Origin of the sequence: Petrotoga sp. 9T1HF07.CasAA.8.2 (genome assembly GCF_002895585.1) — a bacterium.
GTDB lineage: Bacteria > Thermotogota > Thermotogae > Petrotogales > Petrotogaceae > Petrotoga > Petrotoga mobilis.
This window is the reverse complement of record NZ_AZRI01000014.1, coordinates 64,782-81,380: the sequence shown is the minus strand read 5'-3', so window position 1 is coordinate 81,380 and position 16,599 is coordinate 64,782. Positions and strand designations below refer to the sequence as shown.

Genomic DNA, 16,599 nt, shown 5'->3' with positions numbered 1-16,599 from the left:
ACTGAAAATTCAAGCTTTTAAGTTTCTTTTAAGAAGTTGGTTTATAATTTAAGTAAATAGAATAATCGGAGGTGCTAGTATGAAAAAATCTATCGTTTTGATTTTGACAGTATTTTTGCTTTCCATATCTTCGTTTTCAATTGTGAATGAAGGATACGAAAGCCCCATAGTTAACGTGGTTGAAGAGGCTGCTCCAGCGGTTGTAAATATTGAATCCACTCGTTCAGCTCCAGTTCCTGTGGACCCATACATTCAAGATTTTTTTGAAAGATTTTTTGGTCAACAAATGCCAGAGTATCAAACAAAAGGAGTGGGGTCTGGCTTTATTTTCGATAAAAGAGGTTATATATTGACAAATTACCATGTGATAGATAGTGCAGAAAAGATATCTGTATCCTTGCCGAATGGAAAGGACTATGACGCCGAGTTGGTAGGTGGTGATGAAGATCTCGATTTAGCAATAATAAAAATAAGTGCTGACGAAGATCTACCAACGCTACCTTTAGGTGATTCAGACAAGATTAGGATTGGAGAAGATGCTATAGCTATAGGCAATCCACTGGGTTTACAAAATACTGTTACGGCAGGGGTTATAAGTGCAACCAATAGGAGCATTCCAAAACCGGATGGAAATGGGAATTATGTTGATTTAATACAGACGGATGCAACTATTAATCCAGGTAATAGTGGAGGTCCCTTACTGAATATACATGGGGAAGTCATTGGGATCAACACTGCAATCGCAGTAGATCCTCAGTTAGGAAGCGTGAACATAGGGTTCGCCATTCCTATTAACATAGCGAAAAGATTTGCTGATTCTGTAATGGAAACAGGGACCTTTCAAAGAGCTTATTTAGGTGTATACATCAGCGATATAACTGAAGAATTGAAAAAATCTTTGGGGTTAAAAGTAGACAAAGGAGCCTATGTCCAAGATTTGGTACCAGGAGGAGCAGCTGAGAAAGCAGGTATAAAAGTGAATGACGTAATAGTTGAAGTGAACGGTAAAAAAATTGAAAATACAGACGATTTAACTTCATTGTTGGCTACTTATCCAGCAGGGAATACTGTAGAGGTTGTTGTCGATAGGTTTGGAGAAAGGATTACTTTCAATGTAACTTTGGGGAGCCAAACGCCTGAAGTCGTAGAAGCCTATTTTGGAATCGTAGTTAAGGATATAACTTCAGAAGATCGACAAAAATACAGTATAAGAAGTAGCATTCAAGGAGTCATTGTTGAAGAAATACAAGACGATACCTACGCGCTTGGGCTAAGAGCAGGTGATGTTATTACAGAGATAGCGGTTAATGGAGTGTATTACGACATACAGAACGTAGCTGACTGGGAAAAAATAGCTTCCTCAGTTGAAAAGAACAGTTATGTGGCATTGATAGTTTATAGAAATAATGTGAGGTACGTTGTTCAATTCTTCTATAGGTAAACCAGAATAATCGATTAAAAAACGGGGCTTTTTAACACTAACCCCGTTTTTTTTAAACTATTTCACTCGTTATCAATACTTTGTATAAGTTGGCTAAATTCTGTGACGCATGTTTTAATTGTTTCTTCATTGGACCCTTCTGTCATGATTCTTATTTTTGGTTCAGTTCCTGAAGGTCTGACTACAATTCTGAATCCTTCAATACTTTCATATTTTCTTATTAAATTTTCAATTCTGCTGTCCTTCATGATTTTTACTTTATCTTTTACTGTAACGTTTTCCAAGTGTTGTGGATATTTAGGAATTTCTTGAAGAAAATTATCAAGAGACTTAGAAAAATATTTCAGCGTTTCCAAAGTCTCTAAAGCGGTAATTATTCCGTCGCCGGTAGTGGATCTATCAAGAAATATAATGTGTCCTGATTGCTCACCACCGATTGTAGCATTTTCTTGTAGCATTTTTTCCAAAACGTATTTATCTCCTACGTCTGTACGTATAAGATGTATTTCATTTTTCTTTAAATACTCTTCCAAACCTAAATTACTCATAATTGTTGAAACAACAATTTTGTTTTTTAGTCTTTCTTGAGCCTTTAATTTCAGAGCGTTGATAGCCATCAAAACATCACCATCTACGAGATTACCGAAGCGATCTATAAAAAGGCATCTGTCTGCATCTCCGTCGAACAAGATGCCAAAGTCATATTTTTCTTCCTTAACGATTTTAGATAATGTTTGATGTGATGTAGAACCACAGTTTTCGTTGATATTGAAACCATCTGGGGCATTTTGGTATACCGTATAATTCAAGTTAAGTTCACCAAATATATCGTTTATTATCGCTCCAGCAGCTCCGTTAGCGACATCAACAGCAATTTTTAAATCATTACATTGTAAGTTCTTTTTATATAGAGAAACCACATAATCAACATATTCTTTTTTTGAAGAGTCTTCTATGTATCTTCCAATATCTCTATAATCACTGTATTTAAGTAGACCTTTCAAAATTATTTCTTCTAACTTTTCTTCTGTTTCATCTGAAATTTTAAATCCTTCACAAAAAACTTTTAATCCGTTGTACATTGGAGGATTATGAGATGCAGAAATGACAACACCTATAGATTTTTCTATTTTCGTTATAAATGCTAATCCTGGTGTAGTCAGAACTCCACATGACTCTACATTCATTCCACCTACCAATGCTCCAGAAGCTAAAGCCATTTCCAATACCTTTCCTGAATTTCGTGTGTCTCTTGCAATATACAATTTTTTATACTCTGAACCAAAAAGGTTAGCAAGTGCGTTTCCGAGTTTCATCGCCAAGTCAACGGTCAGCTTTTCATTAACGACCTCTCTTATGCCGTCTGTACCGAATAAAAACTTCATCTACATCATCCTTTTACGCTACCGGCCGTTAAACCTTGAACTATCCTGTTTTGGAACACTAAAACTAAAATAACTAAAGGCATCGTAACTATTACAGACGCCGCCATTAGTTGTCCCCAAGGAACTTCGTAGAAGGTTTTACCTGTAAACATAGCAATTGCCACAGGAACTGTGTATTTTTCAGGAGTTTGCATAAAAGTTAGAGCAAATAAGAACTCATTCCAAGCTTGAATAAAAGCTAACAAACCAGTCGTGACCAAACCTGGAGCGGAAAGAGGCAAAACAATTCTCCACAAAGTTTCAAATTTAGAACATCCGTCTATATAAGCAGATTCTTCTATCTCTTTGGGAAGCTCTCTGAAGAAATTTTGTAAAATCCACGTTGTTAAAGGCAAGTTCAATGCAATATATGGGATTATCAACCCAGCATAAGTGTTTATCAATCCTAAATTTCTGAGCAACTGAAAAAGGCCACCCAATATAGAAACTTGAGGGAACATACTTACCGCAAGTATCAGTAACATCAAAGGCCCTTTCCCAGGAATCTTTAAACGAGCTATTGCGTAGGCTGCAAAAGAACCAACGATTATTGAGAAAATAGTCGTAGCTCCAGCAACTATAATAGAATTTAATATATTTAATCCAAAAGGTCTCTCTGTGAAAACCTTTATATAGTTTTCAAAGGTAAAACCTTGAGGCCAGAGTGTAATGTTTTTTGTAAAAAGGTACTGATCGGCAGTAAAAGAACTTTTAATTGCCCAATAGAAAGGGAAAATGTAAAAGATAACCATCAATATAACCAGAATATATAAAATTGTACGTTGAGTATTTCTTTTTGCTCGCATTCCCCATCTCATATTTTTGCCCTCCTCAATCTAATTTAATGTTCAACGAGCGCATATAGATTATTGTAAATATACCAATTATCAAAAATATTACAACCGATAATGCAGAGCCATAACCAAACAAACCTCTTGGAGAGAAGATATTATCCATTAAAAGTGACCTATTGTAAACTGCGAGAGTTTCCGTTCCCACGGCTCCTTGTGTCATGATGTAAACAATATCGAAAACCCTCAAAGCGTCCAAAGTTCTGAAGATCAACGTTACACCAATCGTAGGCCTTAACACAGGTAAAGTGATAGAAGTGAATTGCTTCCATATAGTGGCGCCGTCAATTCTAGCTGCTTCGTATAACTCATTAGGTATGATTTGAAGTCCTGCAAGGAGTAAAAGAGCAACAAATGGAGTAGTTTTCCAGACATCAACGCCTATAATCGCAGCCATAGCCATACCTGGAGTTCCTAGAATGGGGGTACCTTCCTCAAGTATTCCTAGATTATATAGCATTAAACTTATTACACCATATTGATCATTATACATCCATTTCCACATTTGGGAAGAGACCGCTGTAGGTATTGCCCATGGTATTAAAACTGCTGCTCTTACCAAACCTCTCAATTTAAAATCCGCATTCAATATTAAAGCTGTTCCTAATCCCAAAAGGAATTCTATAAGTACAGAAAAAAAAGTGAAATAAATTGTATTCCACAAAGAACTCAAAAATCTTGGATCTTGAAACAAATTGACATAATTTTGAAATCCTACAAACTCTCTTTCAAATCCTGGTCTGAGAGACCATTTGAAGAAACTATCATAAAGAGTTTGTCCTAGAGGATAGAAGGCGGTAATACCGATAGCAATTAAAGTTGGAATAATGAGCCAAAAGGCAAGCCAGATATCGGATCTCTTATACGTACCTTTTACTTTCATTAACGCACCCCCTAATTATAGTCTACTATATTATACAGAAAGGCGGTAGACGGAGGAACTCCGTTTACCGCCCACCTATGAAAATTATATCAAATTCTTCTTTTTCATTCAACTATAGATTTGAGATTTTCTGCTAAGTTGTTTAGAGCATCTTCAGGTTCAGCTTGTTGCGTTAGAACTTCGTGAACAGCAACTTGTATCTCGTAAGAAATTTCAGCATATATTGGAGAAATTGGTCTTGGTTCAGCATTCAAGAAAACATCTAAAAGATCAGCATAGAAAGGATTTGCTTCAATAGTTCTTGGATCGTTGTATGCTTCGATCATAGTTGGTGTTTGACCTGAATAAACCGCTTTGTAAACTTGTTGTTCTTTACTAAGCAAGAATTTGATCAGTTTTTTAGAAGCTTCTACCTCTGCAGCAGAAGAGTTTGCGTTTATACCAAGGTTCCATCCACCCAAAGTAGCAGAATTCCTTCCATCTGGTTCGGGCCCTTTTGGAAGAACCGTTATACCAACTTTTCCAGCAACTGGTGACTCGGGAGCGTTAACTAAGGACCATGCGTATGGCCAGTTTCTCATAAAAACTGCGTCACCATTTTGGAAAATTCTTCTAGCTTCTTCTTCCATGTAGGTAGTTACTCCCCTTGGACTTACGCCATCTTCTATTAATTTATCCATAAAGGTTATTGCTGCAACATTGTTATCGTAATATTCAGGATCATCAACGACAACTTCTCCATCTTTCATTATTTCTCCACCAAAACTATGGACGAATTCCATAACGTCACAAGTTAAACCTTCATACCTGGCTCCTTGCCATACAAAACCTTCGATTCCTTCTTTCTGGGATATATCTTTTGCAATTGTATAAAGTTCATCCCATGTTTCTGGAACATCGTAACCGTACTTTTCCAACAAATCTTTTCGGTAATAAAGAATACCTGCATCAGTAAACCAAGGAACTGCAACCAAACTGCCATCGACGGTATTTGAAGCAACGGTTCCAGGGAAAAATCCATCAAGTCCAAAATAATCATAGTCATCAGTCAAATCTACTAAGAATGGCGAAAATTCTGCTGGCCAGATAACGTCAAGCATTAATACATCTGGATCCGGTGTACCTGAAGCTAAGTAAGTAACGTAAAGATCGTGCCTATCCGTAGAGCTGTTGGGCATTGGAAGAACATTTACCGTTATGTCTGGGTTTTCTTTCATAAACATCTCAACTTGTTCATTGAGAACTTCTAATTCCCTTCCTACTGCACCCGCTGTCATTGTAATGGTAATAGAAAAGGCACTCAACACCATCGTCAATATAGCAAATAAAACAACTACTTTTTTCATACTACTGCCACCTCCTGATATGATATAATAAATTAAATAAACAAATTAATCATTAATTATTTTATCACATGTAACCTTCATCTCAAAAGGTAATTATATGAAATTAGAAGCTGTTAGAACCAATTAAATCCGAATAAAGACGATTAGAGCCAAAAATCTTAGTTTTCCTTGAAAATGATAAATTCTGTTATAACTATTATTAAAAAAACAAAAATAATTTAACATTTCGAACTAATCTAGGGTGCTTAGGGCGGTAAGAAGTTTTGTAAATTCTAAAAAATATTAATTTTAAGAGAATTTAAGTTTGGGGAGGATTAATTTTATGAGAGTAAAGTTAATTATGGTTCAAAGTATCAATGGAAAAATCCGAATGTCAGATGATTCTCAGAGAAGTTGGTCCTCAGCAGAAGATAAGGAACATTTCTATAATATAACCAAAGATATTGGCATAATACTTATGGGGAGAAAAACATTTGAAGAGATAGGATCTCCTTTAAAAAATAGAATTAATATTGTGTTGACAGGAAATCCTGAAAAATATAAAGAAGTTGAGTTAAAATATGACAAATATCTCTACTTTACAGATAATCCTCCAGAGATATTGTTGGATAAACTAGAGAAGAAAGGATACCCTGAAGTTGCATTAATAGGTGGTTCTACGATAAACTCCTTGTTTTTAGAGAAAAATTTAATTGATGAAATCTTTCTAACTATCGAACCAGTAATTATTGAAGGTGATCTATCGATTTTCAAATACGTGAATGATAAATATAATTTCAAGCTGAATGATTTTAAAAAATTAAATGAAGATACTATTCTTTTGCATTACCTGAAAACTGACGATAAAAAATAGCCTTATGCGAAATAAAAGAAGTTTTCAAAGATAAGGCGGAGAGTGGAGCGATAAGCTAAGATAAAAAAAGAAGGTGGATTAGTGTATGGTTAATTTTGTCTCGTTTGGTGAGGTATTGATAGACTTCATCTCTAAAGATTATGTAAGAGGATTAAAAAATGCAACTTCTTTTGACAAATTTTTAGGTGGCTCCCCCAGTAACATAGCTGTTAATATCTCTAAACAGGGTTTTAAATCCGCTATAATTTCAAGGATAGGTAAGGATCCTTTTGGAGAATTTATCCTTGAACAATTAAAAAATTATAATGTTGATATAAAAGGCATCTTACAAGATGAAGGATTTTCTACAGATATTGTTTATGTTTTGAAGTCTAAATCATCTCCAGAATTTTATCCATTGAGATCTGCCTCTTTAAATTTAGAAATTCAAGATTCATTCTTTGATATTGTGAAAAAAGCAAATATCTTTCATTTTTCTTCTTGGTCATTATCTTCTGATAAAAACCTAAAAAACACGCTTAAATTGTTAAAAGTTGCCAAAAATAATAATGTTTTAATAGGATTTGATCCAAATTATCGAAAGATCTTGTGGAAAACATCCTTAGAAATAGAAGATGTTCTAAAATTGATTATGCCTTACGTGGATTTTATTAAGCCTTCTTTAGATGATTGTACACATATTTTCGAAGAAAATAAGAATGAAGAAGAATACATAAATATTTTTCATGAATGGGGAGTAAAAAACGTAATTCTTACCTTAGGTGAAAAGGGATTTGTATTTTCGGACGGTAAAAAAATTACTCATTTTGACTCCTATGCAAAAGAGGTAATAGACACAACGGGAGCAGGGGATGCATTTTGGTCAGGTTTATACATAGGAACGATTATAGGTTTGGATCCTATAAAAGCTGCAAAGTTAGGGAATGCATTTTCAGCAGAAAAATTAAAATATGTTGGTGCAATCTGTGATATAAAAAACTATAAAGATTTATTAAAAGAATACCTATAAGCTTTTGCTACAGTGATGCCAACTAAAACATCACATTTCTTAATGAGTAGATTACCTACTTCGTTCATTGAAGCCCCTGTAGTGTACACATCATCTATAATAATAATGTTCTTTGGGGGATCCTGAATCAATTTTATCTTGTTTTTAACGTTTTCATTTCTCTTTTTATAATCCAATTGAACTTGTCTTTTAAGAGTTTTTGAGGAAAAGAGATTTATTAAGGGAAAGCCTAAGATGTCTGAAAAATGCTTAGCAATTAAGTGAGCAGGTACAAAGCCTTTTTCATGAACACTTGAGAAATTTGAAGGTACATATGACACAGTATAATTTAGTTCTGGAAATTTTAAATCTATAAAAAACTTTGCTAACATATTCCCCAAAAGCCGTGCAATTTTTGGATGTGAATTGTATTTGAATTCTTTTATTAAGTTAGATAAAGGGTACTCGTATTTTCCATAATGATAAACCTTAAAAGCACCATCTGAAAGAGAAGGCGAATAAAGATTTTCTTTGCAATTGTCGCAAATAAGTTCTCCAAAGGCAATAGGTTTTTTGCAAACAAGACAGTGAGGTTCAAAAATTGTGGTCATTATCTTTTTAAAAATTAACTACCATCTCCGCATTTAGACGTAGAAGTGCATTTAACGCAGCAAGTTTTAAATTCCCGTTTTCGTAAGGGTCTTTGAGTATTTGATTTGGCACTTCCCAATAATCTTTGGCTTTAAAAAATTTCAGTAGATTGACGGCGGCTTTTCTCAAGGAAATAGGATTCATTTTGTTGAGAGCGATTAATGATATTTCTTCTAAAAAATTATCTAACTTTAATTTTCTGATTATTTTTAATCCTTCCCTTATTCGTTTGGAGGACAATGAATTGAGAAAGTTCGGAACGTAATCTTTAAGCATATAGTCTTGAAAATAAATAAGATAATCACTCGCTCCGATGACTAAGTCATCATCTACTGCCGATAACAAGTCCCTACAAAATTCCACATACCCCATATCTTCCTTTTCAGAAGCTAACTTTAATCCAAACTTTACGACTTTTGCCTCTTCGCTGTTTACCAATTTGTCGATCAACCAAGTAGGAACAAAATCAATTCCACAAACTTTCTTTGAGGTATTTGCAGTTAGTTGAAGAATGTGAATATCCTTTTCTTCTTGCACGATTTTTTCTATGAATTTATTTATAACTTCACATGGTAAACCTGAAAAGAATTTAATTATTATACCTTTAGTTTCATTGTTGCAATCAAAGTATGTTTCTTTTAGTGAATTAAAAAAAGTATAGGCATCGTCTCTTTCATAAAATCTTCTTAGCGCCATAACCTTAACGCTTTTATCTACTTGTTCGGATTTTAAGGTTTCAGAGATGTTTTCCAAAGCTGAAATCAATTGTTTTATCTTAACGTAGGGATCATTTTTCATTTTGCTAATAATTTTTTCTGAGTCTTCTGGGTAGAATTCCAAAAATGTGGATATGAGTTGATATCTAACAATTGGATCTGGATCTTCGGTAAACTCCAAAATAAATTCTATAGGTTTTATACCCATTTGAATGTAGCTGATGATTGCTTCTTTTCTGAGGTTTGCTGAAATGTCTTTCAAAGCTTCTTTTATATTATTCTCATCCAAAAGACCCATTTTATCTAAGTACCTATATGCAGAAAATCTGACATTTTTATCGGGATCTTTTAAGTATTCTTTAATCCTTGGGGCATCAATTTTTTGCTTTGTTAGTTCCTGAATAGCCTTGGATTTAAAAGAAGGATAAGGAGAATCCAACATATCAAAGTATATTTGAATGTTTTCTGACTTTATTCTTTCTTCTAAAATTTTATATGTTTCGATTATTTCATTTGCCATTGATTAATGTTTTCCTCCTAAGTCTCATCTTTATTTAGCGCTCCTTTGTAACACGGCCAGGGATGAAAAGTTTTAATTCATACTCATCATTCCATGTTACCTTTAAAAATTTTCCATCGTATGAAAAAGCAGTTATATTTTCTGAAATTAATGTAGATCCTTTATCCCACCCCGAGTCTTTGTAACGGTTGATCTTTTGTGCAAATCTATTGTAGGAAAAACCAACTGTTTCACCATCAGATGAATTTCCTAAGACGGTTGAAGAATCGGAATCGTAGGAGGTCACATTAGTCATCTCATTTTTTGCGATAACTATCACTTCCATAATGGCATTTGAAATAAGATTTATATTAATCATTTCCTCCAGTGAACTTTTTAAAATGTTCAATGTACCGGAAAAAGTACCTATTACAATCAACATTGTTAAAGAAACAATAAAAATCTCAAATACACTCTCTATCAGTAGAAACCCTTGATTTTTATTCATTTCACAAAGGTTCTACTAAAAAGATTGAAAAGTGAATCCTTCCATTTACCACCCTTAACTCTAACTTTAAATCATCGACGAAATCAGCAGGTTTTGGAACTACATAACCCAATTTTATTGCAAAATAGTTCAAAAGATCCTCAGTAGCATTGAATGGGTATCCCACGTACAATTTTCCTAAAATGTTATTGAAGTTAAAATTAAAGCCTCCGTATGCAAATGTCCCTGGGAATTCTTCGCCGTATACCCATAATAAACCAACATCTAAAAAAGCGTTCGGGTTTATATCCAAAATTTTAGCAGAAATATCACTAATCATAGTTAGAGACAACGTTTTGTTTTCAAAAGTTGGGCTAAGATCAAAATCAAAATTGAAGGAATCAGATTCCAAACCACTCCTTAAAGCAAATTTGAAACCATCGGGATAATTCAGCAAAGAAAAACCCATCTCATAATATGTTTGCGAAAAGACGGAAATAAATAGAGAAGCTAAGAAAAAAACAACAAAAAATTTTTTCACAACTATTCCTCCTCATCTGCTACTTCCAAAATTAAATTAACCTGCTGGGCTTCTATATCGTTGGTCTGGGTATTGAATGTGGCATATGCTGATTTCATATCAATTTTTTCCACAGAATTGACTATATGTACATTTTCGGAAAGTGTGAGCAAGTTTTCTTTTTCAACAAAAACAAAGGATTTTGCGTTTATTATATAATCTCCTTTTTTAATCAAAACCATATTTTCAGATCTTCCCTCGTATCTTTTGTTATTGTTATCAATCTGAAGTTCGTCAGAATTTATCTCGATCTCTGATTCTTCCAAAAAAATCTTAGCTAAAACATTCCCTGAAAGTTTTCCTTTTTCAGTCTGAAGGTCAAAGTTCATAGAAGAGGATGTGGCTTCAAACGTGTCGGCAGTTATATAAACCTTGTCGGTGTTTACTTCTCGCCACTCGTCGTTAACGAGTGTAATGGTAGCAAAATCCGTTGAAATAGAGAGATCTTCTTTCTGTATAAGGACATTATTTTTCAGTATGTATCTACTTTCTTCACCTTTTACTTCATCTGCTCTTACATTTATTTGTGCGGAATAAATAATCAAATTTGTTAATATAAGCATTAAAAAAAATAAAGTGAAACGCTTCATACTTTTGCCTCCAAAAAATTATTAGCATGATTTTGACCATCAAAAAAAGCGGACATATTAAAATAATCTTTCAACTGTTTTTGCGGTTCGATAGTACTAAAGTCTTCGGTCAATAAACGATAATTTTTTAACGTTCTAGAATAGGAGGTTTTTAAAAGAATTTCGACGGTATTTTTTGGATCTGGATAAGTTAAAGCGGGATCAAATGATATAATTACTGCATCTTTAGGAAATTTTTGAGGAATAAACGATAAATATGAGGTTGGAATAAAAAATCCACCTTGATATTCATAATAACTGTAATAAGGCGGGAACGCTAATTCCATCATTAACATATCAACGATTTTTGTTTCATTTTTCAGTATAATTACTTCTTTATTTTTTAGCTCGAAGACTTCGAAACTTACGTTTTTCCGAAGTGAAGAAAGTGTTTGGTTACCAAAATAACCTTCCAAAAATTTTTTTAAATTATCAGGGTTGTAAAGCGACATTTTCCCTCTTCCCAATCTTATCAATGCTGTTGTTTGGGCGTATCTACTGTTGTATAATTCTGTATTAGTTATTACTTCGCGTAAAGGATTATTTTTTTCGTATATGAAATCTTTTAAACGTCCGAAAAAATTTACTCCGTACAATGCATAAAATAATCCTCTTAAACTTCCTAGACTAGAAGTATATAGATTTAAGGCGTTTTCTTTTTTTGCTATAGACTCTAAAACGCCAGATTCCCAATAAAATCCTTCAAAAAAGCCACCCATTACTAAGTTCAAAGTTGTTCCCTCGCTTTATTTTGTATGGATTTTAAAAAATTTTTAGCATCTTGGTATATTTCGTTAAAATAAGAAAATCCTTCCCAAGAATACTCTATTGGGAATGTATAAACCTCTTCGGCTATATTTATTTCATAGTTAACCATAAGATCATTTTTAAAATCTTCAATGGAAATAATATAATCTAATCCGTCGTTAAACTTAAAATCATTCTTAACCTCACCATTTAAATTACTTGCTATTACATAATCTGCTCCTAGTTTTTTAGTTAATTTTACTGGAACAGGAGTTAAAACGCCTCCATCCAACAGGCTCATGCCCCCTAACCTTAAAGGAGGGAAAACGCCGGGAACACTTGAGGAAGCCATAACAGCATCGATTATGTACCCTTCTGTGATCTCCACTTCTTCACCGCTTTCTAAATCATATGAAACGATTCCTAATTTTATCTTACAATCGGAAAAACGTTTACGTCCATACAACTGCTTGTAAATATCGTAAACGAAATCACTTTTTAAAAAACTTTTACCTGCAACCATTTTAGGGAAATTAGTGATTCTGTTGTTTAGAGTTCTAAACTGTGAATCAATTGTCTTTTTCTTTTTAAGTGTCAAGTCTTTGAATATTTTAAACAGGTCCACATCAGGATTTAAGGCAAAAAGGGCACCTACTAATGCACCTACGCTCGATCCTGTTACTACTTCGATCTTTACTGTTCTTTCTTTCAGTTCATCTATTAAGGCAACGTGAGCGGCTCCTCTAGCGCCACCACTCCCTAAGGCTATTCCGTAAACCATGGTTCCCTCCCGCAATTATTGGAATAATAAAACAATTCCTGCACCAACCAAAACCCCCACAAGTCCTATAATTATTGATGAAATATAAGTTTGATTAGGTTTTTCAATCTGTTGTACAGAACTTTCTAAATTATTAATTTTTTCTACTGTCTCATCAGTTTTTTGTGAAAGCATGGCAATACTTTCATCGTGAAGAAAAACGGTTTTTTCAAGGTTAGAAATTCTTGATTCAACACTTGAAAGTTCATCTTCGATATTTTTCAATTCTTTTTCGAGGGAAACTAACTCCGTTGCTAACTGCTGAGATAGTTCTGCCTTGAGATCGTTTTTTAACATCATAGGATCATTCAAATATTCAGACTCACTTTTAATTTCATAGTATTTTTCAAGTAAAGAATTATAAGAATTTTTAAGTTCTTCTATCTCAGAAGAAGTTATTTGAAAATTGTTCAAAGTATTTTCAATATTGTATAATCTATTCTCTACTTGTATTAAGTCGTTTTGTAATTGCGCATTTGTTCTGTTCAAATCTTGATAGTTATCATTCAAATAATCTACTGTTTCAGCTATTTTTGTAATATCACCTATTTGTGATAATGTATCTTTATTTAAATTAGTCAAAGTTGCTAAAGACGATATTTGAGCATTTAACGCTTCTGTTTGTTCTTTTAAAGTTTGAATATCACCGTTATTTTTTTCTAATGCCAAATAAAGTTCATTCAAATTATCATTAAATTCTTCAAACATCGTAGCATATACAGTCAGCTCACCAATTTGATCATAATAAGCACCAATAGTTCTTTCTAAACTTGAAACTCTTTCTTGAAGATTTTTGATATCAATAGTATACTGAGGAGCAACCATCTCTGATGACGTTGGCGTAAGCTTTGATAATTCAAAAATTATGTTATCCAATTTTTTGTTCTGAATTATTATTTGCCCAGAAAGAGTGTTATATTTATTTTGCAAATCTAATATTTTAGAGTTGTAGTAGGCATGCCTTGCATCGAAAGTTTCTATGTAAGATTGGTTAGAAGACACTTGATCATATAATACAGTTAGATCGTTTGAGAGATTATTAGTTTTTACTTTCAACCCTTCGATATCGGCTCTCATTTCCAACAATAGTTCATCGTTTAATGTTTCTGATGAAATACTTGTTGAAACATTTGAGAGAATGAAATTCAGCTTGGCTTCGTTTTCATTAATCTTTTTACTCAGTTCATTATAACTGTTTTCATATGGAAGTATCTCACTTTCTAACCTTAAAATTCTTTGATCAAGATTATTCAGTGTAGCAGACAATGTGTCGTTATATAGATAAACTTCATTTTTAGCGATGTTTGTCAAAGATGTTCTCAATCCGTCTATTTCGAGATTTAACAACATGTCTATATAATTTTTTAGTTCTTCTCTATTTTCTTGTGTAGAAGTTAGCAATACAGATTCCAAACTTTCAATAGTTTGATCGTATTTGGAGTTTAAGTTCTTTACCTCTTGTTCAAAATTGTGAAGTTGTTCTTGAAAAATTGTTAAAGATGCCATTGAAGAGTCAGCAATCATTTGAACTTCATCTTGTGCAGTTTTTTTTGCAATATCAATTGCTCCTTGAGAAATCTCTTGGAAGATAATATTGTCTTCGTTAATTGGTTGACTGGGATCAATTACTTTTAAAATATCCGATACATTTTTCCCCAAATTTTGGATAGTAGAGTCCAAATAAGATAGTCGGTCATCGTGGGCAAAAACGGTACTTTCTAAATTGTACAGTCTTATTTCAGTATTTAAATTTTCGAGCTTAAGTAATCTATTACTTATTTCTTGTAGATCTTGACCATAAAGTCCATCTACATAATCGAGCATGTTTGAACCAAATTCGGCCAAATCATATCTTAAAACTTGTTGAGAACCCCTGAACCGGCCTTGATTGTCCAGATACATGATTCCTGATTCAACCATTCTCACCACTTGAGGATATATTGGCGAGGATGGTTGTAAATCTGATATGTTGGTTTGGGATAACAAACTCAATGAAATAAAAGTAAAAAGTAAAAATAAAACTATTTTTTTTGCCATCGTTATAACCCTCCAAAAAGTTTATCTAGATCAACGTACATAGGTTCGTTTACAAAAAGAACTACAGATACGCCTCCATTTGAAAACAGAGTTGGACCTGACGGTAAAAAGAAAGTTTTCTGAGAGTTGGTATATTCTTCACCATTGATAGTATACTTCTCCCCTGTAAAATTGACCTTTACAGGTACAGGAGAGTCAAATTCAAAATGTACGAAACTTTTTTCGCCTGGGTTTATGGTTACTTTTTGTTGTTTTATTTCGTTAAACTTTCTAACCTCTACCATATAGACTCCAGATTTAAGAGGGTAACCAAACCGATCATTATAATTCAAATATTGACCGTCAATGTAGATAAGGGGATCTTTAACGTTAGTAGTAATAAAAATATTACCAAAATCACTACTCGTATAAATATCCACACTTTCAGAAGGTTCCAAAAGTACACTGTACGTTCTATTTAGTGTCCTTAAGTTAACAAACTGGGCATTGTTTAACATATTGTAAAGAAAGAATGCAGGAGTCTTTTGAGTTTTTCCTAAAAAGCTCACATTCGTATTGGACATAGCATAAACATTTACTGTGCTAAGTTTATTTAGATCTATACTTTCCATTTTGTCATAAAAATCTCTATAAATAGGAAATTCTAAACTTTTTGTTCCGGATACAATTCTAACAAAATGTGGTGAATCATCCAAAATAATCGAATCAATTCCTTTCCCTACGTATTTACCATCGATATTGAATTCATAATTTTCAGAATTTAGAAAATTTATTGTATTTAAAAATGGATTCAATTCAACATAATATCTGTTCAAGCCGTTTTGGGTTAATTCAATCAGCATTTCTTTAGATTCGTATCCTAATTTAGATAATGTTAAATTATATGTGCCAGTAGGGAATAAACCATTCATTGGTGTACTTCCTACATATTCACCATCCAAAAATACCCCCACATCTTTTGGTTCGCTATCAACAAAGAGTTCTATTCCTTTTTCTAAATCAATTAAGATTCTATCATCTTGAGGCAAATTTTTTATTGTTTTAACTAAATAACCTTCTTTTTCCAACAAAATTATATCGAAATTATCTCTTTTTACGGTAATAGGAGTTGTTCCAATTAACTTTCCATCTACAAAAACGTTTGCTTGGTTAGGATTTGATTCAATCAATATTTCATTAGAAGGAATTAGAGAGACCCTTAAATTTTTCTTATCAAATGGTTTCAACTCAAGGTTTAGTTCTTTTGCAAAAAATCCATCTTTTTCTATAATTATTTTTTCTAAGTTATAAGGGATATCAACTTCATTAGATGTGGGTAAGGCTATATTGTAATCTTGATTTAAAAAGGTGTATTTTATATTGGCAGAATCAACGTTGATATCAAAAATAAGTTTGGCTAAAGGAACTTGTTCAGCTGTAATTTGGGATTCACTTCCTAAAAGCTCTATACGGGCAATAAAATCGCTGTATCCCAGTTTTTTTACATGGAGATAACCATCCGTATCATTAGGTACTTCGATTGTAAAAGGTGTTTCTGTAACAGTTCCCATAAATTGAGAATCAAAATAAACTTCACTACCAGGTAATGCTATTAGATTTATTGTGTAAGAAAAAAGAAATGTTGTAAAGATTAATACGAGAAACACT

16 protein-coding genes are annotated in these 16,599 nt (G+C 33.1%); 3 read left to right on the top strand and 13 right to left on the bottom strand.

The window, feature by feature from the left end; translation table 11 throughout:
- The first annotated feature begins 79 nt into the window (after positions 1-79).
- Positions 80-1,441: a Do family serine endopeptidase gene (locus X925_RS03435; RefSeq protein ID WP_121959139.1), complete on the top strand. Its 1,362-nt coding sequence runs from the start codon at positions 80-82 to the stop codon at positions 1,439-1,441.
- Between the two features lie 62 nt (positions 1,442-1,503).
- On the opposite strand, the gene glmM is transcribed toward X925_RS03435, so the two are convergent.
- The 4 genes from glmM to X925_RS03415 form a co-directional block, all read right to left on the bottom strand.
- Positions 1,504-2,826 carry a phosphoglucosamine mutase gene (gene glmM, locus X925_RS03430; RefSeq protein ID WP_121959138.1) on the bottom strand — a complete coding sequence of 441 codons (1,323 nt, stop codon included), beginning with the start codon at positions 2,824-2,826 and terminating at the stop codon, positions 1,504-1,506.
- 5 nt (positions 2,827-2,831) lie between these two features.
- Positions 2,832-3,683 (bottom strand): carbohydrate ABC transporter permease, encoded by an 852-nt coding sequence (locus tag X925_RS03425; RefSeq protein WP_012207885.1) that lies wholly within the window; start codon positions 3,681-3,683, stop codon positions 2,832-2,834.
- A gap of 13 nt (positions 3,684-3,696) precedes the next feature.
- Positions 3,697-4,599 (bottom strand): carbohydrate ABC transporter permease, encoded by a 903-nt coding sequence (locus tag X925_RS03420; RefSeq protein WP_012207884.1) that lies wholly within the window; start codon positions 4,597-4,599, stop codon positions 3,697-3,699.
- A gap of 104 nt (positions 4,600-4,703) precedes the next feature.
- Entirely contained in the window at positions 4,704-5,945 is a 1,242-nt protein-coding gene (locus X925_RS03415; RefSeq protein ID WP_012207883.1) for an ABC transporter substrate-binding protein, read from the bottom strand.
- Positions 5,946-6,267: 322 nt separating this feature from the next.
- Between X925_RS03415 and X925_RS03410 the strand changes: the two genes are divergently transcribed.
- Together X925_RS03410 and X925_RS03405 are read left to right on the top strand one after the other, a co-directional pair.
- On the top strand, positions 6,268-6,798 hold the full coding sequence (locus X925_RS03410; RefSeq protein ID WP_121514309.1) for a dihydrofolate reductase family protein: 531 nt from the start codon (positions 6,268-6,270) through the stop codon (positions 6,796-6,798).
- Between the two features lie 85 nt (positions 6,799-6,883).
- Entirely contained in the window at positions 6,884-7,807 is a 924-nt protein-coding gene (locus tag X925_RS03405) for a carbohydrate kinase family protein (protein WP_121959137.1), read from the top strand.
- On the opposite strand, the gene X925_RS03400 is transcribed toward X925_RS03405, so the two are convergent.
- From X925_RS03400 to X925_RS03360, 9 genes are read right to left on the bottom strand one after another with little or no spacing between them, the layout of a single operon-like run.
- Entirely contained in the window at positions 7,777-8,397 is a 621-nt protein-coding gene (locus X925_RS03400; protein WP_121959136.1) for a ComF family protein, read from the bottom strand. The genes X925_RS03405 and X925_RS03400 overlap by 31 nt on opposite strands.
- A 7-nt stretch (positions 8,398-8,404) precedes the next feature.
- Positions 8,405-9,673, bottom strand: a complete 1,269-nt coding sequence (locus X925_RS03395; protein ID WP_121959135.1) for a HEAT repeat domain-containing protein — start codon at positions 9,671-9,673, stop codon at positions 8,405-8,407.
- A 34-nt stretch (positions 9,674-9,707) separates the two neighbouring features.
- Positions 9,708-10,160, bottom strand: coding sequence for a type II secretion system protein (locus X925_RS03390; RefSeq protein ID WP_121959134.1), 453 nt, complete (start codon positions 10,158-10,160; stop codon positions 9,708-9,710).
- Position 10,161: 1 nt separating this feature from the next.
- Positions 10,162-10,680 carry a hypothetical protein gene (locus tag X925_RS03385; RefSeq protein ID WP_103064759.1) on the bottom strand — a complete coding sequence of 173 codons (519 nt, stop codon included), beginning with the start codon at positions 10,678-10,680 and terminating at the stop codon, positions 10,162-10,164.
- 2 nt (positions 10,681-10,682) lie between these two features.
- Positions 10,683-11,309 (bottom strand): LptA/OstA family protein, encoded by a 627-nt coding sequence (locus tag X925_RS03380; RefSeq protein WP_012207876.1) that lies wholly within the window; start codon positions 11,307-11,309, stop codon positions 10,683-10,685.
- Positions 11,306-12,079, bottom strand: coding sequence for a patatin-like phospholipase family protein (locus X925_RS03375; protein ID WP_012207875.1), 774 nt, complete (start codon positions 12,077-12,079; stop codon positions 11,306-11,308). Before X925_RS03375 ends, X925_RS03380 begins: the two co-directional genes overlap by 4 nt.
- Positions 12,076-12,876 carry a patatin-like phospholipase family protein gene (locus X925_RS03370; RefSeq protein WP_121959133.1) on the bottom strand — a complete coding sequence of 267 codons (801 nt, stop codon included), beginning with the start codon at positions 12,874-12,876 and terminating at the stop codon, positions 12,076-12,078. The genes X925_RS03375 and X925_RS03370 overlap by 4 nt, the downstream gene beginning before the upstream one ends.
- Positions 12,877-12,891: 15 nt before the next feature.
- Complete coding sequence (locus X925_RS03365; RefSeq protein ID WP_121959132.1) at positions 12,892-14,952, bottom strand: hypothetical protein; 2,061 nt, start codon at positions 14,950-14,952, stop codon at positions 12,892-12,894.
- 2 nt (positions 14,953-14,954) lie between these two features.
- Positions 14,955-16,598 (bottom strand): PEGA domain-containing protein, encoded by a 1,644-nt coding sequence (locus X925_RS03360; RefSeq protein ID WP_146026677.1) that lies wholly within the window; start codon positions 16,596-16,598, stop codon positions 14,955-14,957.
- Position 16,599 lies beyond the last annotated feature (1 nt).